This window comes from Streptomyces sp. NPDC041968 (assembly GCF_055589025.1).
The window spans coordinates 47345-69355 of the sequence record NZ_JBVJCB010000001.1 but is presented as its reverse complement, the minus strand read 5'-3'; the positions used below and the strand labels follow the sequence as shown (position 1 = coordinate 69355).

Annotated in this window: 18 protein-coding genes and 1 riboswitch; of the genes, 7 read left to right on the top strand and 11 right to left on the bottom strand. The window is 74.2% G+C overall.

Going from position 1 to position 22011, the window contains the following annotated elements:
• Positions 1-21: 21 nt before the first annotated feature.
• Positions 22-750: a ZIP family metal transporter gene (locus tag ACZ6EG_RS00335; RefSeq protein WP_391972528.1), complete on the top strand. Its 729-nt coding sequence runs from the start codon at positions 22-24 to the stop codon at positions 748-750.
• A gap of 20 nt (positions 751-770) precedes the next feature.
• On the opposite strand, the gene cobI is transcribed toward ACZ6EG_RS00335, so the two are convergent.
• From cobI to ACZ6EG_RS00290, 9 genes are all read right to left on the bottom strand, one after another.
• Complete coding sequence (cobI, locus tag ACZ6EG_RS00330; RefSeq protein ID WP_391972527.1) at positions 771-1502, bottom strand: precorrin-2 C(20)-methyltransferase; 732 nt, start codon at positions 1500-1502, stop codon at positions 771-773.
• Positions 1499-2890, bottom strand: coding sequence for a cobyrinate a,c-diamide synthase (locus ACZ6EG_RS00325; RefSeq protein ID WP_391972526.1), 1392 nt, complete (start codon positions 2888-2890; stop codon positions 1499-1501). Before ACZ6EG_RS00325 ends, cobI begins: the two co-directional genes overlap by 4 nt.
• A complete protein-coding gene (gene cobO, locus ACZ6EG_RS00320; protein ID WP_391972525.1) occupies positions 2884-3483 on the bottom strand; it encodes a cob(I)yrinic acid a,c-diamide adenosyltransferase in 600 nt (199 codons plus the stop codon). The genes ACZ6EG_RS00325 and cobO overlap by 7 nt, the downstream gene beginning before the upstream one ends.
• Positions 3483-5501, bottom strand: a complete 2019-nt coding sequence (locus ACZ6EG_RS00315; RefSeq protein WP_469600375.1) for a putative cobaltochelatase — start codon at positions 5499-5501, stop codon at positions 3483-3485. The genes cobO and ACZ6EG_RS00315 overlap by 1 nt, the downstream gene beginning before the upstream one ends.
• Entirely contained in the window at positions 5498-9175 is a 3678-nt protein-coding gene (gene cobN / locus ACZ6EG_RS00310; protein ID WP_469600373.1) for a cobaltochelatase subunit CobN, read from the bottom strand. Before cobN ends, ACZ6EG_RS00315 begins: the two co-directional genes overlap by 4 nt.
• Complete coding sequence (locus ACZ6EG_RS00305; protein WP_469600370.1) at positions 9172-10680, bottom strand: cobyric acid synthase; 1509 nt, start codon at positions 10678-10680, stop codon at positions 9172-9174. Before ACZ6EG_RS00305 ends, cobN begins: the two co-directional genes overlap by 4 nt.
• The gene (locus tag ACZ6EG_RS00300; RefSeq protein ID WP_469600367.1) at positions 10677-11642 is read right to left on the bottom strand and encodes a cobalamin biosynthesis protein; all 966 of its coding nucleotides are present in this window, start codon (positions 11640-11642) and stop codon (positions 10677-10679) included. The genes ACZ6EG_RS00305 and ACZ6EG_RS00300 overlap by 4 nt, the downstream gene beginning before the upstream one ends.
• A 118-nt stretch (positions 11643-11760) precedes the next feature.
• A riboswitch (cobalamin riboswitch) is annotated at positions 11761-11900 on the bottom strand.
• A gap of 151 nt (positions 11901-12051) precedes the next feature.
• Complete coding sequence (locus ACZ6EG_RS00295; RefSeq protein ID WP_391972520.1) at positions 12052-12273, bottom strand: hypothetical protein; 222 nt, start codon at positions 12271-12273, stop codon at positions 12052-12054.
• A gap of 36 nt (positions 12274-12309) precedes the next feature.
• Positions 12310-13545: an inorganic phosphate transporter gene (locus ACZ6EG_RS00290; RefSeq protein WP_391972519.1), complete on the bottom strand. Its 1236-nt coding sequence runs from the start codon at positions 13543-13545 to the stop codon at positions 12310-12312.
• A gap of 217 nt (positions 13546-13762) precedes the next feature.
• Between ACZ6EG_RS00290 and ACZ6EG_RS00285 the strand changes: the two genes are divergently transcribed.
• The 3 genes from ACZ6EG_RS00285 (at position 13763) to ACZ6EG_RS00275 (ending at position 17402) form a co-directional block, all read left to right on the top strand.
• Entirely contained in the window at positions 13763-14440 is a 678-nt protein-coding gene (locus ACZ6EG_RS00285) for a class II aldolase/adducin family protein (RefSeq protein WP_469600365.1), read from the top strand.
• 240 nt (positions 14441-14680) lie between these two features.
• Positions 14681-15808 carry an alpha/beta hydrolase family protein gene (locus ACZ6EG_RS00280; RefSeq protein ID WP_469600362.1) on the top strand — a complete coding sequence of 376 codons (1128 nt, stop codon included), beginning with the start codon at positions 14681-14683 and terminating at the stop codon, positions 15806-15808.
• Positions 15809-15974: 166 nt separating this feature from the next.
• A complete protein-coding gene (locus ACZ6EG_RS00275) occupies positions 15975-17402 on the top strand; it encodes a hypothetical protein (RefSeq protein WP_391972517.1) in 1428 nt (475 codons plus the stop codon).
• Between the two features lie 18 nt (positions 17403-17420).
• Here ACZ6EG_RS00275 and ACZ6EG_RS00270 read toward each other — a convergent pair whose 3' ends face one another.
• Positions 17421-17834 (bottom strand): VOC family protein, encoded by a 414-nt coding sequence (locus ACZ6EG_RS00270; protein ID WP_391972516.1) that lies wholly within the window; start codon positions 17832-17834, stop codon positions 17421-17423.
• A 246-nt stretch (positions 17835-18080) separates the two neighbouring features.
• On the opposite strand from ACZ6EG_RS00270, the gene ACZ6EG_RS00265 reads away from it, so the two are divergent.
• The 3 genes from ACZ6EG_RS00265 (at position 18081) to ACZ6EG_RS00255 (ending at position 21198) form a co-directional block, all read left to right on the top strand.
• Positions 18081-19679: an ABC-F family ATP-binding cassette domain-containing protein gene (locus ACZ6EG_RS00265; protein ID WP_469600358.1), complete on the top strand. Its 1599-nt coding sequence runs from the start codon at positions 18081-18083 to the stop codon at positions 19677-19679.
• 334 nt (positions 19680-20013) lie between these two features.
• Positions 20014-20235: a helix-turn-helix domain-containing protein gene (locus tag ACZ6EG_RS00260; RefSeq protein ID WP_053128672.1), complete on the top strand. Its 222-nt coding sequence runs from the start codon at positions 20014-20016 to the stop codon at positions 20233-20235.
• Between the two features lie 159 nt (positions 20236-20394).
• Positions 20395-21198: an enoyl-CoA hydratase/isomerase family protein gene (locus ACZ6EG_RS00255; RefSeq protein ID WP_391972515.1), complete on the top strand. Its 804-nt coding sequence runs from the start codon at positions 20395-20397 to the stop codon at positions 21196-21198.
• Between the two features lie 17 nt (positions 21199-21215).
• On the opposite strand, the gene ACZ6EG_RS00250 is transcribed toward ACZ6EG_RS00255, so the two are convergent.
• The gene (locus ACZ6EG_RS00250) at positions 21216-21944 is read right to left on the bottom strand and encodes a nucleopolyhedrovirus P10 family protein (RefSeq protein WP_469600355.1); all 729 of its coding nucleotides are present in this window, start codon (positions 21942-21944) and stop codon (positions 21216-21218) included.
• Positions 21945-22011 lie beyond the last annotated feature (67 nt).

The window sequence follows — 22011 nt, the reverse complement described above, 5'->3', positions numbered from 1 at the left end:
CCGATCCGATAGCAAGGGCCCATGGCGGTCTTCGTCGCGCTCGGCGCGTTCCTGATGACCCTGGCCGGTGGCTGGACGGCACAGCGCGTGACCGACCGGCGCCACCTGGTCCTGGGGCTGGCCGGTGGCCTGATGCTGGGCGTGGTCGGCCTCGACCTGCTGCCCGAGGCCCTGGACGCGGCGGGCGAGGAGGTGTTCGGCGTGCCGGAGGCGCTGCTGCTCTTCGTCGCCGGCTTCCTGCTGGCACACCTGGTGGAGCGCCTGCTGGCGGCCCGCCGCGCGGCGCACGGCGCCGACGAGCACACGCACCGCTCGCCCCAGGTGGGCCTGACGGCCGCCGCCGCGATGGTCGGGCACAGCGCGATGGACGGCGTGGCGATCGGCGCGGCCTTCCAGGTGGGCGGCGGCATGGGCGCGGCGGTGGCGATGGCCGTGATCGCCCACGACTTCGCCGACGGCTTCAACACCTACACGCTGACCAGCCTGTACGGGAACGCCCGCCGCCGGGCCGTGGCGATGCTGTTCGCCGACGCCTGCGCCCCGGTGCTCGGCGCGGCCTCGACCCTGCTGTTCAGCATCCCCGAGCAGGCCCTCGGCGCCTACCTCGGCCTCTTCGGCGGAGTCCTGCTCTACCTCGCCGCGGCGGAGATCCTCCCCGAGGCGCATCACCAGCACCCCGCCCGCTCGACCCTGCTGTGCACGGTCGCGGGCGCCGCGTTCATCTGGCTGGTGGTGGGCGTCGCCGAATGAGGCGCCCCCACCGGGGACGCTCACAGTTTCCCGCCCCGGCCGCCCTCGCGCCGGGCGGGCGCGATGAGCGTCGACAGGTAGGGCAGCGGGCCACCGTCCAGTTCCGCCGCGGCCCGCACGGACTCCTCCGGCAGTCCCAGCGCCGACCCCCACACCGCGTCGTCCAGCCGCCCGGTCTCCCGCAGCGCCTCGGCGACCTCGGCCGCCTGCCGGCCGAACTTGTAGGCGACGACCGTGCCGGGCCCGTTCAGCGCGTCCTTCAGCACGGCGGCTCCCGCGGTCACCGGAACCAGCGTCAGCGGCTCGGTGCCCTCGGTCAGCACGGCACCCGACCGGGCCGCGAGGTCCTGCATGGCGGTGATGCCCGGCACGGTCTCCACGAGGGTTCCCGGCACCAGCTCGCCGACGGTCTGCGCGAGGTAGGTGAAGGTCGAGTACACGTTGGGGTCGCCGATGGTGGCGAAGGCGACGGTGCCGTGCGCCCGCAGAAGCCCGGCCACGCGCTGCCCGGCCGCGTCCCAGGCCGCCTCACGACGGGCCCGGTCGGTGCGCTCGTTCAGCGCGAAGACGACGCGGACGACCTTCTCGGCGGGCGCGTAGTGCAGCACGGTCGCCTCGGCCCGCCCCCGCTCCCCGGTGTCCATGACGGGCACGACGACGACGTCGGCGGCCCGCAGCGCGTTGACGCCCTTGACGGTCACCAGCTCGGGGTCCCCGGGCCCGACCCCCACACCGATCAGCCTGCTGCTCATGACGTCCGGCACCTCTCCACGAACCGACGGGCGACACCGGGCTCGGACGCCCAGTGCGTGTGCAGATAACTCGCGTGCACACCGCGCTCCACGAATCCCTCGACGCGCCGTTCGGGCGCCCGCACCCCCCACGCCGGAGCCGCCCCGGCCCCCGGCTCCACGACGGTCCGGTGGAACTCGTGGCCCCGCATCCGCGTCCCCGCGACGGCCAGCGCGCTGTCGCTCACGGCCACGGCGTCCCGGTAGCCCAGCGTCAGCCGCCCGGTCATCCGCGCGGAGGCGTCCAGCACCCCGCACATCGGCGACCCGTCCAGCTCCCGGCACAGGTACAGCAGGCCCGCGCACTCGGCGGCGACGGGAGCGCCGCTCAGCGCGAGTTCGGCGACGGCCTTGCGCAGCGGCTCGTTGGCGGACAGTTCGGAGGCGTACACCTCGGGGAAGCCGCCCCCGACGACCAGGCCGGCTGTCCCCTCGGGAAGCTCCTCGTCCCGCAGCGGATCGAACGTGACGACCTCGGCCCCGGCGGCGGCGAGCAGTTCGGTGTGCTCGGCGTAGGAGAACGTGAAGGCGGGACCGCCGGCGACGGCGACGAGCGGCGGTGACTTCTCGGCCGACCGGGTCGGACGGTGGGTGGGCGCGGGCCCGGGGGACCAGGGAGCGGAGCCCTCCGGCAACGGCCCGGCAGCCCGGGCCAGCGCCACCAACGCCTCCAGATCACAACCGTCGGAGACCTGCGCCGCCATCGCCGCCACGGCGTCGACCGCCTCCGCCCCCCGCTCGGCGACCGGCACCAACCCCAGATGCCGCGACGGCGTGGCGACCTGCGGCACCCGCCGCAGCACCCCCAGCACCGGCACCCCGACGGAGTCGAGCGCCTCCCGCAGCAGCGCCTCGTGCCGGTCCGAGCCCACCTTGTTGAGGATCACGCCCCCGACCCGCACCTCCGGGTCCCAGGACACGAACCCGTGCACCAGCGCCGCCACCGACCGGGACTGCGACGACGCGTCCACGACCAGCACCACCGGAGCGCCGAGCAGCTTCGCCACCTGCGCGGTGGACGCCAGCTCGCCTTCCCCGGCGGCCCCGTCGTACAGCCCCATCACCCCCTCGACCACGGCGATGTCGCACCCGCGCGCGCCGTGCAGGAACAGCGGCCCGACCAGCTCGGGCCCGCACAGGTAGGCGTCGAGGTTCCGCCCCGCCCGCCCGGTGGCGAGGGAGTGGTACCCGGGGTCGATGTAGTCCGGTCCGACCTTGTGCGGCGACACGGCGAGCCCGCGCCCGGCGAGCGCCGCCATGAGCCCCGTGGCGACGGTGGTCTTGCCGCTGCCCGAGGAGGGCGCGGCGACGACCAGCCGGGGCACGGCGGATTCGGCGGAGGTCACCACTCGATGCCCCTCTGCCCCTTCTGCCCGGCGTCCATCGGGTGCTTGACCTTGGACATGTCGGTGACGAGGTCGGCGAACTCCACCAGCTTCTCCGGCGCGTTCCGCCCGGTGATCACCACGTGCTGGGTCCCCGGCCGGTCGCGCAGCACCGACACCACCTCGTCGGTGTCGACCCACCCCCAGTGCATCGGGTAGGCGAACTCGTCCAGCACGTACAGCTTGTACGTCTCGGCCGCCAGGTCCCGCTTGACCTGCTCCCAGCCCTCCCGGGCCTTCTCCTCGTTGTCCATCTGCGCGTCGCGCTGGACCCAGGACCAGCCCTCGCCCATCTTGTGCCAGTCGACCGACCCGCCCTCGCCGGAGGCGCCCAGCACGCGCAGGGCGTTCTCCTCGCCGACCTTCCACTTCGCCGACTTGACGAACTGGAACACCCCGATCGGCCACCCCTGGTTCCAGGCGCGCAGCGCCAGCCCGAAGGCGGCGGTGGACTTGCCCTTGCCGACGCCCGTGTGCACCACGACCAGCGGGCGGTTGCGGCGCTGACGTGTCGTCAGTCCGTCGTCCGGAATCACACTCGGCTGTCCCTGCGGCATTACGCGGCCCTCCTGCTGCCCTGAACGTCCTTGACCAGCCCGGCGATCGAGTCCGCCCGCAACTCGTCCAGCGTCACCGCCGTCCCGCCCAGCTCACCCGCGAGCCGCCCGGCCAGCCCGAGCCGCACCGGCCCCGACTCGCAGTCCACGACCACGGACGCGGTGCCCTCGGCCGCGAGCAGCCGCGCCGCCCGCCCGGCCAGCGCCACCGGCTCCGGGCCACCCGTGGCCCGTCCGTCCGTCACCACCACGACCAGCGCCCGCCGCGCCGGGTCCCGCAGCCGCTCGACCCGCAACACCTCGTGCGCCCTGAGCAGCCCCGCCGCCAGCGGCGTCCGCCCGCCCGTCGGCAGCGACTCCAGCCGGACCGCGGCCGCGTCCACCGACGAGGTCGGCGGCAGCGCGACGTCGGCGGCCGCACCCCGGAAGGTCACCAGCCCCACCTTGTCCCGCCGCTGGTAGGCGTCGAGCAGCAGCGACAGCACGGCGCCCTTCACGGCACTCATCCGCTGCCGCGCCGCCATCGACCCGGAGGCGTCCACGACGAACAGCACGAGGTTGCCCTCACGACCCTCCCGGCTCGCCTGCCGCAGGTCGTCCCGGCGCACCACCAGCCCGCGCCCCGACCGGCCGCGCGCCCGCTGGTGCGGGGCCGCGGCCTGCACCGTGGCGGCCAGGTGCAGCTTGGTCAGCGCCCCCCGGGGCCGCCGGGCCCCGGTGGTCCGCCCGTGCTCGGTCCGGGCCCGCGACCGCCGACCGGCGGCGCCCTCGCCCAGCCCCGGCACGCTCAGCACCTTGGTGCGGAACGGCTCGGCGGCCCGCGCCGGCGACTGCTCACCGGCACCACCGGAAGGCTGCGGCTCCCCGCCCTCCCCGGCCTCGGGGCGCGCGGCGGCGTCACCGTCGCCCTGCGGGGCGTCGTCGGGCTCGGGCTGCCCGCCGGGCCCGCCGGGGCCGTCCGGACCCGGGTCCGGATCGTCGTCGCCCTCCCCGCCGTTGTCGCCCGGCCCGCCGAACTCCTCCAGCGTCTCGTCGAGCTTGTCCTCGTCCAGCCCCGGCGCGTCGAACGGATTGCGCCGCCGACGGTGCGGCAGGGCCAGCAGCGCGGCCTGCCGCACGTCCTCGGCCAGTACGTCGGTCCGGCCGGCCCAGGCCGCCAGAGCCGTCGCCGTCCGCGCCATCACGATGTCGGCCCGCATGCCGTCCACCTCGAAGGCGGCACACGTCGCCGCGATCTGGCGCAGCGCCCCGTCGCCGAGGCGCACCGACGGCAGCAGTTCCCGCGCCGCCGTGATCCGCGCCCGTACGGCGGTCTCCTCGTCGGCCCAGCGCGCGGCGAAGCCGGCCGGGTCGTCGTCGTACGCCAGCCGGCGCCGCACGACCTCCACCCGCTGGTCGGGTTCGCGCGAGGCAGCGACCTCGACGGTCAGCCCGAACCGGTCGAGGAGCTGCGGCCGCAGCTCGCCCTCCTCGGGGTTCATGGTGCCGACCAGCAAAAACTTCGAGGCGTGTCGTACCGAGACGCCCTCTCGCTCGACGTACGAGGCGCCCATCGCGGCGGCGTCCAGCAACAGGTCGACCAGGTGGTCGTGGAGCAGGTTGACCTCGTCGACGTAGAGGATGCCCCGGTGCGCGTCGGCCAGCAGGCCCGGCTCGAAGGCCTTCACTCCCTCCGACAGCGCCCGTTCGATGTCCAGGGCGCCGACCAGCCGGTCCTCGGAGGCGCCGACGGGCAGTTCCACCATCCGCGCCGGGCGCGAGGCGAAGGCGCCCGGCGCGTGCGGGCCGTCCGGGCAGGCGGGGTCGGGGGAGTGGGGGTCGCAGGAGAAGCGGCACCCGGAGACGACGTCCACCGCCGGCATCAGCGCCGACAGCGCCCGTACCGCCGTGGACTTCGCGGTGCCCTTCTCGCCGCGCACCAGCACACCGCCGACGGCCGGGGAGACGGCGTTCAGCAGCAGCGCGAGCCGCAGGTCGTCCTGGCCGACGACGGCCGTGAACGGGAACGGGGTACTCACTGGTCGTCGCCCTCCGAGTCGCCTTCGCGATCGCCTTCGAGATCGCCTTCGAGTTCCAGGTAGGTGGCGCGCAGCCGCTCCAGCGTCTCCGCGTCCGGCTCGGCCCACAGGCCGCGCTCGGCGGCCTCCAGCAGCCGCTCCGTGATCCCCCGCAGCGCCCACGGGTTGGACTTCTTCATGAAGTCCTGGTTCTCCGCGTCGAAGACGTACTCGGCGCTGAGCTTCTCGTACATCCAGTCGTCCACGACCCCGGCCGTCGCGTCGTACCCGAAGAGGTAGTCCACGGTGGCCGCCATCTCGAAGGCGCCCTTGTAGCCGTGGCGCCGCATCGCCGCCATCCAGCGCGGGTTGACCACCCGGGCCCGGAAGACGCGGTGCGTCTCCTCGCCCAGCGTCCGGGTCCTGACCTGGTCGGGGGTGGCGGAGTCGCCGACGTACGCCTCCGGCGAGGTGCCGGTGAGGTGCCGCACCATGGCGACCATGCCGCCGTGGTACTGGAAGTAGTCGTCGGCGTCCACGAGGTCGTGTTCGCGGGTGTCCACGTTCTTCGCGGCCACCGCGATCCGCCGGAACGCCGTCTCCATGTCCCCGCGCGCCGCCCGCCCGTCCAGTCCGCGCCCGTAGGCATAGCCGCCCCACACCGCGTACACCTCGGCGAGGTCGGCGTCGGAGCGCCAGTTGCGGGCGTCGATCAGCGGCAGCAGACCGGCGCCGTACGCGCCCGGCTTGGAGCCGAAGATGCGGGCCGTGGCCCGGCGACGGTCGCCGTGCTCGGCGGTGTCCGCGTCGGCGTGCGCGCGGACGTAGTTCTGGTCGGCGGGCTCGTCCAGCTCCGCCACCGCCCGCACCGCGTCGTCGATCAACCCGACGACGTGCGGGAACGCGTCCCGGAAGAAGCCCGAGATGCGCACCGTGACGTCGACGCGCGGCCGGCCCAGCTCGGCCGGGGGCACGATCTCGAAGCCGGTCACCCGGCGCGAGGCGTCGTCCCAGACGGGACGGCAGCCCAGCAGTGCCAGGATCTCGGCGATGTCGTCGCCCTGGGTGCGCATCGCCGACGTACCCCACACCGTGAGGCCGACGGACTTCGGGTACTCGCCGGTGTCACTCAGGTAGCGCTGGATCAACGAGTCCGCGAGGGACTGGCCGACCTCCCAGCTCAGCCGGGACGGGATGGCCTTCGGGTCGACGGAGTAGAAGTTCCGGCCGGTCGGCAGGACGTTGACCAGCCCGCGGGTCGGTGAACCGGACGGCCCGGCCGGGACGTAACCGCCGTCCAGGGCGCGCAGGATGTGGTCGATCTCGTCCGTCGTCCGGGCGAGCCGCGGCACGACCTCCCGGCAGGCGAACTCCAGCACCCGGACCGCCTCGGGGAGTTCGGTGCGCAGCACCTCCCGCACCAGGGCCGGTACGGCCGTCACGTCCCACTTCCGGGACTCCATCCCCTCCGCGAACCGCCGGCACAGCTGCTCCAGCAGGTCCACCGCGTCCGCGGCCGAGCGCGCCGGACCGTCCACCAGGTCGGTCAGCTCCACCGGCACCTTCACCGGGGCGCCCGGCTCGGCCAGCAGCTCCTTCTCCACCAGCCCGAAGTGCTCGGCGAGGGACGCCCGCAGGCCCGGCAGGGCGTTCGCCTGCCCGCCCCACACCTGTGAGGCGCGCAGCACCGCGAGGACGAGGTTCACGCGCGGCTCGCCGACCGGGCCGCCGCCGAGGATGTGCAGGCCGTCGCGGATCTGGACGTCCTTGATCTCGCACAGATAGCCGTCGATGTGCATGACGAACTCGTCGAACGCGTCGTCGTCCGGCTGGTCGTCCACGTGCAGGTCGTGGTGGAGCTCGGCCGCCTTCACCAGGGTCCAGATCTGCGCGCGGACCGCCGGCGCCTTGACCGGGTCCAGGTCGGAGACGAGCGCGTACTCGTCGAGCAGCTGCTCCAGCTTGGCCAGGTCGCCGTAGGTGTCGGCCCGCGCCATCGGCGGCACGAGGTGGTCCACCACCGTGGCGTGGCCGCGCCGCTTGGCCTGGGTGCCCTCACCGGGGTCGTTGACGATGAACGGGTAGATCAGCGGCAGGTCGCCCAGCACGGCGTCCGGCGCGCAGCCCGCGCTCAGCCCGAGGCCCTTGCCCGGCAGCCACTCCATCGTGCCGTGCTTGCCCATGTGCACGACCGCGTCGGCGCCGAAGCTGTGGTCGAGCCACCGGTAGGCCGCCAGGTAGTGGTGGGACGGCGGCATGTCGGGGTCGTGGTAGATCGCGATCGGGTTCTCGCCGAAGCCGCGCGGCGGCTGGATCATCACGACGACGTTCCCGAACCGCAGCGCGGCGAGCACGATGTCGTCCCCGTCGACGTACAGCGAGCCCGGCGGCTCGCCCCACGCCTCGGTCATCGCGTCCCGCAGTGCGGGGTCCAGCGTCTCGAACCAGGCCCGGTAGTCGGCCAGCGGCACCCGTGCGGGCGCCGCGGCCAGCTGGTCCTCGGTCAGCCACTCGACGTCGTGGCCGCCCGCCTCGATCAGGCGGTGGATCAGCTCGTCGCCGCCGGAGGGGTAGTCGGTGAGCGAGTACCCCGCCTCCCGCAGCGCGTCCAGGACCCGCACCGCCGAGGCCGGCGTGTCGAGGCCGACCGCATTGCCGACGCGGGAGTGCTTGGTCGGGTACGCGGTGAAGACCAGCGCGAGCCTCTTGTCGGCGTTCGCCTTGTGCCCGAGCGCCGCGTGCCGCACGGCGATCCCGGCGACCCGTCCGGCCCGCTCGGGGTCGGCGACGTAGACGGGGACCTCGTCGGGCCCCTGCTCCTTGAAGGAGAACGGCACGGTGACCAGCCGTCCGTCGAACTCCGGGATCGCGACCTGCATCGCCGCGTCCATGGGGGAGAGAGCGGCGTCCGAGGCCTCCCAGGCGGCCCTCGACGTGGTCAGGCAGAGCCCTTGCAGCACCGGGACGTCCAGGTCGGCCAGCGCGCCGATGTCCCAGGCCTCGTCGTCGCCGCCCGCCGAGGCCTGGGAGGCGTGCGTGCCGCCCGCCGCGAGGACGGTGGCGACCAGGGCGTCGGCCCGGCCCAGCAGCTCGTACAGCCCGGCGTCCGCGCCGCGCAGCGAACCGCAGTACACGGGCAGCGCGTTGGCGCCGTGCGCCTCGATCGCGTCGCAGAGCGTGTCCACGAACGCGGTGTTGCCGCTCAGCTGGTGGGCGCGGTAGAAGAGCACGCCGACCGTCGGGCGGCCCTCGGTGAACGGGCGCTCCCCGTGGAGCCCGTACTCCGGCATCTTCCGCGGCTCGTCGAAGCCCTCGCCGGTCAGCAGCACGGTGTCGGAGAGGAACCGGGCGAGCTGGGTGAGGTTGTCGGGGCCGCCCTCGACCAGGTAGCGCAGCGCCTCGGCCACCACGCCGGCCGGCACCGAGGACTCGGCCATCAGCTCCGCGTCCGGCACGCTCTCGCCACCCAGCAGGACGGTCGGGATGCCGGCGGTCTTCAGCGCGGCGAGCCCGTCCTCCCAGGCCCGCTTGCCGCCCAGCAGCCGTACGACGGCGAGGTCGGCGCCCTCGACGAGCGCGGGCAGTTCCTCCCGCACGTCGACCCGGGTGGGGTTGCCGATCCGGTACCCGGCGTCGGAGGCGCGGGCCGCCAGCAGGTCCGTGTCGGCGGTCGACAACAACAACACAGTGCTCATGCGGGTGCTCCCGGTGGAATGAAGGGCAGTCCTTGCGGCGCGCCGGACTCGATGAGCCGCCACAGCGCGTCCGTGTCCGCGTGGTGTTCGATCAGGTCGCCGAGCAGGTCGAGCTGCTGCTCGCGCAGCGCGGCGAACGAGGTGTCGGGGGCCGGCACGAAGCGGCGGCCCGCGGCGGCGGCCACCTCGCGCAGGAACGCCCGCCGGAAGGCGTCCGACTCCAGCGAGCCGTGCCAGTGCGTGCCCCAGGTCTGCCCGACCCGGCAGCCGTCCAGGAAGGGGACGCCCGCGGTCACCTCGGCGACCCCGTGGTGGATCTCGTACCCCTCGACGTGCTCGCCGAGGGCCTCGCCGACCGGCCGGGCGAGGGTCTTCTCGTGGGCGAACCGCACCCGCACGGGCAGCACTCCGAGCCCGTCCACGTGCCCGGCGCGCGATTCGACCTCGTCCTCGATGTGCTCGCCGAGCAACTGGAAGCCCCCGCAGATCCCGAGCACCGGGCGGCCCTCGGCGGCCCTGCGGACGAGCGCGTCCGCGAGCCCGCGCTCCCGCAGCCATCGGAGCGCCCGGACCGTCCCGCGGGTACCCGGCACGATCACGAGATCGGCGTCCGCCAGCTCCTCCGGCCGGTCCACGAACCGCACCACGACCCCCGGTTCGGCGGCGAGCGCGTCCACGTCCGTGAAGTTGGACATCAACGGGACGGCGCACACGGCGACCCGCAGCACGTCCTCGCCGACCGGCGGCGCGACGACCGACTCCCGCACCGTCCCGCGCAGGGACACGCGCAGCCCGTCCTCCTCGTCGATCCCGAGGCCGTGCCGGAAGGGCAGCACGCCGTACGCCCGCCGCCCGGTGAGGCCGTGCAGCATGTCCAGGCCGGGCTCCAGCAGCGACACGTCGCCCCGGAACTTGTTGACGAGGAACCCGGCGACCAGCGCCTGGTCCTCGGACGACAGCAGGGCCACCGTGCCGAAGAAGGAGGCGAAGACGCCCCCGCGGTCGATGTCGCCGACGACCAGCACGGGGAACCCGGCGCCCCGGGCGATCCCCATGTTCACGATGTCGGTCCGGCGCAGGTTGATCTCGGCCGGACTGCCCGCCCCCTCGCAGATCACCGCGTCATACGTGCCCCGCAGCTCGGCCAGGCAGTCCAGCACCGTGCCGAGCAACTGCCGCTGGCGCCCGCCGTGGTAGCCGCGGGCGCTCATCTCGCCGACCGGCTTGCCGAGCAGCACGACCTGGCTGCTGCGCTCGCCCCCCGGCTTGAGCAGCACCGGGTTCATCAGCGCGGTCGGCTCCACCCGGCACGCCTGGGCCTGCATGGCCTGCGCCCGCCCGATCTCCGCGCCCTCGCGGGTCACGAAGGAGTTCAGCGACATGTTCTGCGCCTTGAAGGGCGCGACCTTGACGCCCTGCCGCACCAGCCAGCGGCAGATCCCGGCGGTGACGACGCTCTTGCCGGCGTCGGAGGTGGTGCCGGCGACGAGGAGGCCACCGCTCATGAGTCACGTCCCTTCGTGAGTGCCCGGCGTGCGAGCAGCCGTGCGCCGGCGCACACGCCCAGCGCCAGCCAGCCCACGCGCCGGGAGAGCCGGACGGCCCGGTCGATGTCGCCGGAACCGGGCAGGACGGCGCGACCGGCCGCCCCGTTGAGGACGGGCCGGTGCTCCACCCGCCCGCCGTAGGAGAGCGTCCCGCCGAGCCGCACGCCGAGGGCGCCCGCGAACGACGCCTCCACGGGGCCGGCGTTGGGGCTCGGGTGCCGCCCGGCGTCGGCACGCCACGCCCGTACGGCGCCCCGCGGATCGCCGCCGGCGACGGTGGCGAGGACGGCGGTCAGGCGGGCGCCGGGCCAGCCCGCGAGGTCGTCGAGCCGGGCCGAGGCCCACCCGAACCGGCGGTACCGGGCGGACCTGTGGCCGACCATGGCGTCCAGGGTGTTCACCGCGCGGAAGCCGAGCAGCCCGGGCACTCCGGCGACGGCGCCCCACACGAGGGCGCCCACCACCGCGTCCGAGGTGTTCTCGGCGACGGACTCGACGACGGCCCGGGCGATCCCGTCGGCGTCCAGGGCCTGCGGGTCCCGTCCGCACAGGTGCGGCAGCCGCGCCCGGGCCGCCTCGACGTCGCCGGCCTCCAGGGCCCGCCCGATGGCGTGCGCCTCCCGGGCGAGCGAGGTCCCGCCGACGACGGCCCAGGTGGCGGCGCCGGTCAGCGCGACGGATGCGGCGGGGGAGCGGCGTACGGCGCGTGCGGCGGAGGCCCCGAGGGCGGCGGCGCCACCGGCGCACAGGGCGGTGTGCAGCGCGCCCCGGCCCCGGTGGTCACGCCACAGCACCCGTTCCACGGCACCGGCGGCACGGCCGAACGCGGCGACCGGGTGCCCGCGGCGCGGATCGCCGAGGAGGAGGTCGCCGAGGAGGCCGGCGGCGGCGCCGTACGCGAAGACGCGTTCGGCGCGCACGGCTCAGCCGGCCGCGGGGCGGGGGAGGGTGTCGCTGGGGCACCCGGAGTCACCGGTGTACCTGGAACGGCAGCCGCGCATGGCGATACGTCCTCACTCAGGGTGTCCGCGCCCTGGCTGGAAGAGACCGGCGGTGAGAGTTCCTGGCTCCCGGGGATGGGCTCCCCGGTCACAGTGGCGGGACCGCGCCGGAATCGCACCGGGCTTCCTCTCCTGCCGCCGTAATGGCTCCGGCAGTCCACCACGGCCCGCGAACACCCGTCAACCTGGCGTTGACCTGCGACGGGGGAGTGTGCGAAGCCCCACACGCGGGTGGTGTGCGCCGGCACGCGAAGAGGCGGGGTGCGGGACGGTGGGTGTCCGTCCCGCACCCCGCCTCACGGGTGTGCGGTGATCGTTCGCGCGACGCTCAGGCGACGATCAGGTAGATGCCGTACGCCACCGCCGCCGCGCAGGCCGCGAAGCACGCGTACGCGCCGGTGACCGCGAGGGCCGCGGAGCCGCCCTGGGCGGTGGCCCGCTCCTGGCGGGAGAGGCCGACGATGCCGAGCGTGAACAGGCCCACCAGGATCACGGTGGCCGCGAGGCTGACTCCGAAGACGGAGCCGAGAGCTGCCCAGTCGATGCTCATGGAGGTTCGCTTCTTCCTTCGTACCCGGGGGCGGGCTCAGACGGTGGTGGTGGCCGACGGGGACTTGGCGTCGGGCGCGGCGGCCGGGACGGCGGCGGCCAGTTCCTCGGCCGCCCCGGTCGGCGGCGGGGAGACGGCGGCCATCGCCGTGGTCACCACACCGGACGGCTCGGGCTCGTCGATGACGTTGGTGTGGTCGACGACCTCGCGCCGGGAGACCTTCCAGATGGCGGCGCTGGAGGCGATCAGGAAGACGGCCACGAGGGCGGTGCCCCAGTCGCCCAGGCCGCAGACCCACTCGGCGATCGCGGCGACCAAGGCCGCGGCCGGCAGGGTCAGGCCCCACGCGACGAACATCCGGGTCGCCGTGGACCAGCGCACCACGCCGCCCTTGCGGCCGAGGCCCGCGCCCATCACCGCACCGGAGACCGAGTGCGTCGTGGAGAGGGAGAAGCCGAGGTGCGAGGAGGCCAGGATGACCGTGGCGGCGCTGGTCTGGGCGGCGAAGCCCTGCTGCGGCTGGAGGTCGGTCAGACCCTTGCCCATCGTGCGGATGATGCGCCAGCCGCCGAGGTAGGTGCCGAGGGCGATGGCGATGCCCGCGGACAGGATGACCCACATGGGCGGGTCGGAGTCCGGGGCGAGGGCGCCGCCCGCGACCAGGGCCAGGGTGATGATGCCCATCGTCTTCTGGGCGTCGTTGGTGCCGTGGGCCAGCGAGACGAGGCCGGCGGAGGCGATCTGCCCGGCGCGGTAGCCCTTCGCGGCGGCCTTGCCGTCGGCCTTGCGGCCGAGCCGGTACGTCAGCCGCGCGCCCAGCATCGCCGCGATGCCCGCGACCAGCGGGGCGGCGATCGCCGGGAGGAGGACCTTGGTGACGAGCACGTCGCCGTGGACCGCGCCGACGCCGGCCGAGGCGACGGCGGCACCGATCAGGCCGCCCATGAGGGCGTGCGAGGAGCTGGACGGAAGCCCGACCAGCCAGGTCAGCAGGTTCCAGAGGATCGCGCCGACGAGGGCGGCGAAGATGACCTCGGGACGGATGCCGGTCTCGTCGACGAGACCCTTGGAGATCGTGTTGGCGACCTCCACCGAGAGGAAGGCGCCGACAAGGTTGAGGACGGCGGACATCGCCACCGCCACCTTGGGCTTGAGCGCACCGGTCGAAATGGTCGTTGCCATCGCGTTCGCGGTGTCGTGGAAACCGTTCGTGAAATCGAACGCGAGTGCGGTTACCACCACAATCGCGAGGATCAGCGAGAAGCTTTCCATTTACCCAGGCAATCGTTCGAGGTCATTGGCTGGTCGAACGTAGGTAACCAGAGTGAACGGAAGATGAACTGGGATAGGCGTCGCAGTGACCGGAACGAGGGACGTCACCTTCCGCTCCGTGCCCGCGCCGATGCTCTGCGGAGACGTGCCTGGCAGGATCGCCGGGGATCGGTGATCGACGGGACGGCAGGGGTGCACGGCCTGCGGGGAGGAGCTGGTGACTGTGACGCGATCGACGGGCGGACGGGTGGACCCGGAGGTGGCCGAGGCCTGGGAGGTTCTCGTCGCCACGGCCCGGCGGACGGTGGCGGACGGACTGGTGGTCGGCACCTCCGGCAACGTCTCGGCGCGCGTCGGCGACACGGTGCTGGTCACCCCTTCGGGGGTGCCGTACGACCGTCTGGCGCCGGCCGACGCGACCGGCGTGGACCTCGACGGCCGGCAGGTGCTCGGGACGCTGGTCCCCACCAGCGAACTGCCCCTGCACCTCGCCGTGTACCGCGCCACCGACGCCCGGGCCGTCGTCCACACCCACGCCGTGCACGCGACGGCGGTCTCGCTGCTCGTGCCCGAACTCCCGCCGGTCCACTACATGGCCGCCGCGCTGGGCGGCCCGGTCCGGGTCGCCCGCTACGCGACCTACGGCACCGACGAACTGGCCCGCGCCGTGCTCGACGCCCTCACCGGCCGCACCGGCTGCCTCCTGCAGAACCACGGCACGCTCACCTACGGCGCCTCCCTGGACCAGGCCTACGACCGCACCGCCCAGCTGGAGTGGATGTGCCGCCTGTGGCTGACGGCCTCCGCGGTGCCGGGCCGCTCCCCGTCCCTGCTGACCGAGGAGCAGCTCGCCGAGGTGACGGAGCGGCTCCGGGGGTACGGCCAGCGGACCTGACGGCCCTGGCTCGGCGGTCACCGTGACGGCGGGCCACGACGGGAGAAGGCGGGAGAGGACGCCAGAAGGGGGACGAGACACGAACGGCCCCAAGGTCGTCGCTGGAGCCGAAGGACGCGGGCGTCCCGTCCGCACCGCGCACCCACCAGCACCACGGCACCGGCGCCCGGCCGCCCCGGACGGCACCGCCCGCCGCCGTCCCGGTGGCTTACTCCGCGGTCCCTCGGGAAACTGGGAAACGTGCGCATCCTCCCCGCGACGGCCGCTGCCGTCACCGCAGCCCTGGCCGCAGGGGCGGCGAGCGTCGCCGTCGGCCGGCTCGCCAGCGACGCCGCGCTCAAGGCGCCGCCGGGCAGGCCCCTGCCCACCGAACCCCGGCTCACCGTGCACGGCACCGCCGCCGGGCAGATCACCCTCACCCGGGACCTCGCCGCGCTCCGCCCCGGCCGGTACGGCCTGGCAGGCGACGGCTCCCACGCGGTGGTCGGACCGGTCCTCGGCGCCGTCGAACACGGCGCCGACACCGTCGTCCGCCGCCTCGAACGGGTCACGCACGGCACCCTCGCGGCCGGCGACCGCGCCTGGTTCACGCCGAACCTCCACGTCGGCAACCCGGGCACCGCCCTCGACCTCGAACACGCCGACGTCGAGGTCCCCGGCGAACTCGGCCCCCTGCCGGCCTGGTTCCTGCCCGGCTCCCGCCCGACGTGGATCATCGCCGTGCACGGACTGGCCGCCACCCGCGAACACGCCATGAACCTGATGGCCCCCCTGAGCCGGCGGCAGGTCCCGGTGCTCGCCCTCGCCTACCGCGGCGACGTCGGCGCCCCCTCCTCGCCGGACGGCCTGCACCACTTCGGGGAGACCGAGTGGCGGGACGTGGACGCGGCCGTCCGCTACGCCCTCGACCACGGCGCCCGCCAGGTCGTGCTGCTCGGCTGGTCCACCGGCGCCACCATGGCCCTGCGCACCGCCGCGCTCTCCGGCGTGCGCGACCGCATCGCGGGCCTCGTCCTGGACTCGCCGGTCCTCAGCTGGGAGACCACGCTGCGCGCCCTGGCCGCCGCCCGCCGGACCCCGGGCGCGCTCCTGCCGCTCGCCGTCCGCGCCGCCCAGGGCCGCGCCGGACTCCGCGCCGACCACGACGCCGGTACCGCCGGCCTGTACCGCCCGGCGGTCCCGACCCTGATCTTCCACGGCCCCGGCGACGCCGTGGCCCCCTGGCGGCTCTCCCGCCGCCTCGCCGACACCCACCCGCGACTGGTCGCCCTCCACACCGTCGAGGACGCCCCGCACGGTGCCATGTGGAACGCCGACCCCGACCGCTACGAGGAGACCCTGCGCCGTTTCATGACCCCGCTGGTGTGACCCCGGCGCCGGTGTCCCACCGCTCGCCGCTCAGGTTCCGTTTAGCGTCGTACCACTGGCCTGTTCCATGCGGTGACCCGCTTCAGGCCTCACACCTGCGCCGTCCCCGGAGCCCGACGGGGCATTCCGTTTGGGTTTTCGGACCGTCAACCGGAAGACTGCACCCGTGACGTCCCGTATCCCGCGCGACTCCAGGCTCCGACTCGTCCGCCCGCGACCCCTGGCCGCCGCCCCACCAGCGATGAACCAGCGGCGTCCGCGCCGCGCCGCGCCGCGCCCCCCGGAGGGCACACCGGTCCGGTCGGAACTGGCCAGAATGGCACGCTCCGGCCTGGCGGACGCGGCCCGAGTCGCCCGCTGGGCCGACAGCGCCCTCGGCCCCGGCCGCGGCAGCGCGACCGCCGACGGCAAGGCCACCCTCTCCGACGCGACCGCCGACCAGGCGGCCCGGGAGCTGGGCCTGACCGTGGCCCAGGTCCGCGCCGACTGGGACACCGCCCGGCTCGCCGGACTGGTCGAGGTGCACGGCGGCAGTGCCCGCCCCGGCTGGCGGCTGCGCGCCTGGAACCGTGACGACAGCGCCGTGCTGCGCGGCTGGGTCGCCCTCTTCGACGCCTGGTCGCTGGCCCACCCCGAGCCCGCCGGGCAGGAGCCCGCCGCCGTGGCCGAGGTCGTCTCCGCGATGCCCCAGGTGCTCTCCTTCCTCCAGCTGTCCGCGGGTCCCGTCCCGGTGGCGCAGCTCCTGGACCTGCTGGAGCAGCGCGTCACCGAACTGCGCACCGAACGCTGCGAGGTGCCCTACGGCCCCCGCCTGGAGCCGGGCATCCCGCAGACCCCCGCCGCCGAGCCGGCCCCGGAGACCGACCCCGGCACCCCGCTCGCCCCCCTCCTCGACTGGGCGCTGCGCGCCCTCGCCTCCGTCGGCGCCCTCACCTGCGGCGACGGACACGCCACCCTCACGCCGCTCGGCAACTGGGCGGTCTGGGTCAAGCTGGAGCAGATCTGCGTCGCCGCGCAGAGCCCCGCCGGCCACATCGAGCAGGCGGCCGAGGACATGCTCCGCGGCTGCGCCCAGCTCCGTCCGAACGCCGCCCGCGCCGAGTACCGCGCCTGGCTCGCCGCCCGCCCCGTCGGCAGCGCCGTCACCGAGCTGCTCGGCGCCGCCCGCGGCGACGACGCCCTGCTGCGCGGCCTCGCCTTCGAGGCGCTGCGCGTCGTCGGCGCCCCCGCCGAGCCCGACGTCCGCGCCGTCGTCGACGAGCCGACGCTGCGCCCGTACGCCCTGCTGTGGCTGGCCGAGCACGACGGGATCGACCCCGAGGACGCCCACGAGGTCCTCACCCGCCACGAGGCGACGTGGCTCTGGGTGGACACCGCGGCCGCCGTCGCCGACCACGGTGAGGCCCCGCTGCTCGTCAGGCACCTGGAGTCCGCCGTGCAGCCCACCGTCCCCGCCCTCCTCGACGAGGTCCGGGCCGTCGGCCACCCCCGCACCGTGCAGGTCCTGGTCGCCCTCGCCGCCGCGCACCCCGACCCCGCCCTGGCCAAGGCCGTGCGCAGAGCGGCCTTCCAGGTGCACACCGGTGGCAGCTGACCCGAGCGGCGGCGGTGCCTACCCGGGCACCTGGGGCGCGTACGTCCCGAAGCTCCAGATGTTGCCCTCCAGGTCCCGGGCCATGTAGTCCCGCGACCCGTAGTCCTGGTCCGTGGGGGGCATCAGGATCTCCGCGCCGTGCTCCACGGCCCGCCGGTGATGGGCGTCGACGTCCTCCACCACGACGTAGACCCCCGTCGTGCCGGCGTTCTGCATCGCCTCGTCGAAGCGGCTGCCCGTGCCCTTGGAGCCGAGCATGATCGCGCCGTTGCCCTGGGCCAGCTCGGCGTGCGCCACCGTGCCGTCCTCGCCCTCGTACACGGCCAGCTCGATGAACCCGAAGGCGCCGGTGAGCTGCCGCAGAGCCGCCCTGGCGTCCGCGTACAGCAGCGTCGGACAGACGCTCGGGCTGCCGCCGTCGATGCCTGCCATGCCGATCACTCCCTTGTGCGTCGGTGCCTGCCGGCCGGACGCCGCGAAGACCCGCACCAGCCACCCGGTGGAACCCGCGATCCGGCCCTGTCGCCCAGTCTCGCACCGCCCACCGACACCGGAACCCGGGAAAAGTGGTTGCACGGCCCCGTTAGAATGGCCCCATGGCCATTCTCCTCGCGCATTAGACGGCGGGAACGTCCTCCAGCCGCCCACCCCGCCACCCACCCGCCCAGGAGTCTGACCGTGATCTCCGCCTCCGGCATCGAGCTGCGCGCCGGTGCCCGCGTCCTCATCGAGAGCGCCACCTTCCGCATCGCCAAGGGCGACCGCATCGGCCTGGTCGGGCGCAACGGCGCCGGCAAGACCACCCTCACCAAGGTCCTCGCCGGCGAGGGCCAGCCCGCCGCCGGTGCCGTCACCCGCTCCGGCGAGGTCGGCTACCTGCCCCAGGACCCGCGCACCGGCGACCTCGACGTGCTGGCCCGCGACCGCATCCTGTCCGCGCGCGGCCTCGACACCCTGATCCGCAAGATGCGCGACAACGAGCAGCGCATCGCCAACGGCCAGGGCGCCACCCGCGAGAAGGCGCTCAAGCAGTACGAGCGCCAGGAGACGGAGTTCCTCACCAAGGGCGGTTACTCCGCCGAGGCCGAGGCCGCCACCATCGCCGCCGCGCTCAACCTGCCCGACCGCGTGCTCGGTCAGCCCCTGCACACGCTCTCCGGCGGTCAGCGCCGCCGCATCGAGCTGGCCCGGATCCTGTTCTCGGACGCGGACACCCTGCTCCTCGACGAGCCGACCAACCACCTCGACGCCGACTCGATCGTCTGGCTGCGCGACTACCTGAAGACCTACCGCGGCGGCTTCATCGTGATCTCCCACGACGTCGACCTGGTCGAGACGGTCGTCAACAAGGTGTTCTACCTGGACGCCAACCGCTCCCAGATCGACGTCTACAACATGGGCTGGAAGCTCTACCAGCAGCAGCGCGAGGCCGACGAGAAGCGCCGCAAGCGCGAGCGTCAGAACGCGGAGAAGAAGGCGTCCGCGCTGCACTCCCAGGCCGACAAGATGCGCGCCAAGGCCACCAAGACCGTCGCCGCGCAGAACATGGCCCGCCGGGCCGACAAGCTGCTGGCCGGTCTGGAGGCCGAGCGGAAGTCCGACAAGGTCGCCAAACTCCGCTTCCCCGAGCCCGCGCCCTGCGGCAAGACCCCGCTGACCGCCGAGGGCCTCTCCAAGTCGTACGGCTCGCTGGAGATCTTCACCGACGTCGACCTGGCCATCGACAAGGGCTCCCGCGTCGTCATCCTCGGCCTCAACGGCGCGGGCAAGACGACCCTGCTCCGGCTCCTCGGCGGCGTCGAGAAGCCCGACACCGGCGAGGTCGTCGAGGGCCACGGCCTCAAGCTCGGCTACTACGCGCAGGAGCACGAGACCCTCGACCCGGAGCGCACCGTCCTGGAGAACATGCGCTCGGCCAACCCGGACCTCGACCTGGTCGAGGTCCGCAAGACGCTGGGTTCCTTCCTGTTCTCGGGCGACGACGTCGACAAGCCGGCCGGGGTGCTCTCCGGCGGTGAGAAGACCCGCCTCGCGCTGGCCACCCTCGTGGTCTCCTCGGCCAACGTGCTGCTGCTCGACGAGCCGACCAACAACCTCGACCCGGCGAGCCGCGAGGAGATCCTCGGCGCGCTGCGCACCTACAAGGGCGCCGTCGTCCTGGTCACCCACGACGAGGGCGCCGTCGCGGCCCTCCAGCCGGAGCGGATCATCCTGCTCCCGGACGGCGTCGAGGACCTCTGGGGCGCCGACTACGCGGATCTCGTCGCCCTGGCTTGATCGAATGAGTGATCCACTGCGTATGGATCATTCGGCCGATCCGTGATCCACCATCTGTGTGAGATCTCCTCATCACGAGGTGTGTCATACACGGATTTCGCGGCCGGACCCCCATCCCCGGGGGTCCGGCCGTTTCACCGTTCTGACCTGGAAGTTCGCGGAGAAGCGTGTTCGGTCATGCGGACGCGAGGCTCCGGAATCTCGCGTTCCGTATGTGCGGGCCCGCTCCTGTCGTCACATCCCTGTCTCATCGACCTTGCCGAATGGGTGGCCATGCGGGCCGCTAGGGGTGATCATGAGGAGACCAGAGCGCACTTCCCATGAGGAGGCACGGGTGGCCGAGACTCTGAAGAAGGGCAGCCGGGTGACCGGCGCCGCGCGCGACAAGCTCGCGGCAGACCTGAAGAAGAAGTACGACGCCGGTGCGAGCATCCGGGCGTTGGCCGAGGAAACCGGCCGCTCGTATGGCTTTGTGCACCGCATGCTCAGTGAGTCGGGTGTCACGCTGCGAGGGCGTGGCGGGGCTACCCGGGGCAAAAAGGCCACAACGGCCTGATTCCCCGGGCGGCCCCTCGACTCCGAAAGTGAAGGTGGCCACCCGGCCGGTCGACAGACCGTCCGGGTGGTTACTGTGCAGTCACTTAGCTCTGCCGTCCGCACGGCCCCAGGGCCGCCGCACGGTGGGGACGACGACCGCATCTTTCGGAGGCGCCCCATGGCTTCGCCCGCCCACGACCTCGGTCCCGTACTCGACCGGGACGGCGTGCGGCTCACCGTCGACGACGCGATCGCCACGGTGACGCTCACCAACCCGGCCAAGCGCAACGCGCAGAGTCCCGCCCTGTGGCGGGCGCTGGCCGAGGCGGGCCGGCTGCTGCCGGGCTCCGTCCGTGTCGTGGTGCTGCGGGCCGAGGGCAAGTCCTTCTCGGCCGGGCTCGACCGGCAGGCGTTCACGCCCGAGGGCTTCGACGGTGAACCGTCGTTCATCGACCTCGCCCGGGGCGGCGACGCCGAGCTGGACGCGACCATCACCGAGTACCAGGAGGCGTTCACCTGGTGGCGGCGCAGCGACATCCTGTCGGTCGCCGCCGTGCAGGGGCACGCCATCGGGGCGGGCTTCCAGCTGGCCCTCGCCTGCGACCTGCGGGTCGTCGCTCAGGACGTGCAGTTCGCCATGCGCGAGACCAGCCTCGGTCTCGTCCCGGACCTGACCGGCACGCACCCCCTGGTGTCCCTGGCCGGCTATGCCCGGGCGCTGGAGATCTGCGTGACCGGCCGCTTCGTCGCGGCCGAGGAGGCGGTCGACGCCGGGCTGGCCAACCTCGCCGTGCCCGCCGACCAACTCGACGGCGCCGTACGCGACCTGGTGTCGGCCGTGCTCGCCGCGCCGCGCGACGCGGTGATCGAGACGAAGGCGCTGCTCCAGGGCGCCCAGCACCGGGACTACGAGTCCCAGCGCGCCGCCGAACGCGCCGCCCAGGCCCGTCGGCTGCGCGACCTGGCCGGCCTCGGGGAGTAACCCGGGCGCGGACGCCCTCAGTCCACCGCCGTCACCAGTACCGCCACCGACGGACGGTCGGACAGGGCGTCCGACACCGCGGTGCGGACCTGCCGGGCGACCTCCACGGCCCGGTGGCCCGCGCCCACCGTCAGTTCCACCCGGACGTGCCGGCGCGGCAGTGCCCCCGCCGACGGCAGCTCCGTGACGTCGACCGGACGGCCCAGGGTGGCGGTCAGCCGGGTCACGCCCGGGACCCCCAGCGCGGCGTCGGCCGCACGGCCCTCGTCACCCTCCCCCCGGTCCACGGCGGCACGGGGCCGCGGCTCGGGCCCCTGCGTCGGCTCCGGCTCCGTGGCCGCGTCCAGCAGGGCCGTCGCCCGCAGGTCCACGTCCGTCACCGCGAGACCCAGCTCCCGCGCCGCCTCCGCCAGCGCGGCGCGCAGCCGCGCGGCCGTCGCCGGCAGCGGTTCCGCCGCCGCGGAGTCGACGGTCGCCGCGAAGTCGGCCGTCACCCGCAGCGGTCCGGGCGGCAGCGCGCTCGGCGGTGCCGGAACCGCCGCTTCCGCGGCCTCCCCGGGGTCGACGGCCGCGACCCGCAGCGTGCCCGGACGTACGCCCGCCACCCGACGGGCCGCGGCCAGCAAAACCTCGCGTGCCGCCCGCTCGGCGATCCAGGCGCCGTCCTCCCGGCCGCCCAGGGGCAGCAGCCTGCCGAGCCCCAACTGCTCCCGCACCGTGCGCGTCCATCGGTCCGCCGTCGTCATTCCTCCAGCCTGCCGCATCCACGGCGCGCGAGGCCGCAACCCCGCCTACGGTGGTGTCAGGACTACG

Coding starts and splice junctions, on each gene's coding strand:
- ACZ6EG_RS00270 (WP_391972516.1), bottom strand. CDS start 17,834: ATGGCAGGCATCGACGGCGGCAGCCCGAGCGTCTGTCCGACGCTGCTG.
- ACZ6EG_RS00335 (WP_391972528.1), top strand. CDS start 22: ATGGCGGTCTTCGTCGCGCTCGGCGCGTTCCTGATGACCCTGGCCGGT.
- cobO (WP_391972525.1), bottom strand. CDS start 3,483: ATGCCGCAGGGACAGCCGAGTGTGATTCCGGACGACGGACTGACGACA.
- ACZ6EG_RS00305 (WP_469600370.1), bottom strand. CDS start 10,680: ATGAGCGGTGGCCTCCTCGTCGCCGGCACCACCTCCGACGCCGGCAAG.
- ACZ6EG_RS00255 (WP_391972515.1), top strand. CDS start 20,395: ATGGCTTCGCCCGCCCACGACCTCGGTCCCGTACTCGACCGGGACGGC.
- ACZ6EG_RS00295 (WP_391972520.1), bottom strand. CDS start 12,273: ATGAGCATCGACTGGGCAGCTCTCGGCTCCGTCTTCGGAGTCAGCCTC.
- cobN (WP_469600373.1), bottom strand. CDS start 9,175: ATGAGCACTGTGTTGTTGTTGTCGACCGCCGACACGGACCTGCTGGCG.
- ACZ6EG_RS00250 (WP_469600355.1), bottom strand. CDS start 21,944: ATGACGACGGCGGACCGATGGACGCGCACGGTGCGGGAGCAGTTGGGG.
- cobI (WP_391972527.1), bottom strand. CDS start 1,502: ATGAGCAGCAGGCTGATCGGTGTGGGGGTCGGGCCCGGGGACCCCGAG.
- ACZ6EG_RS00290 (WP_391972519.1), bottom strand. CDS start 13,545: ATGGAAAGCTTCTCGCTGATCCTCGCGATTGTGGTGGTAACCGCACTC.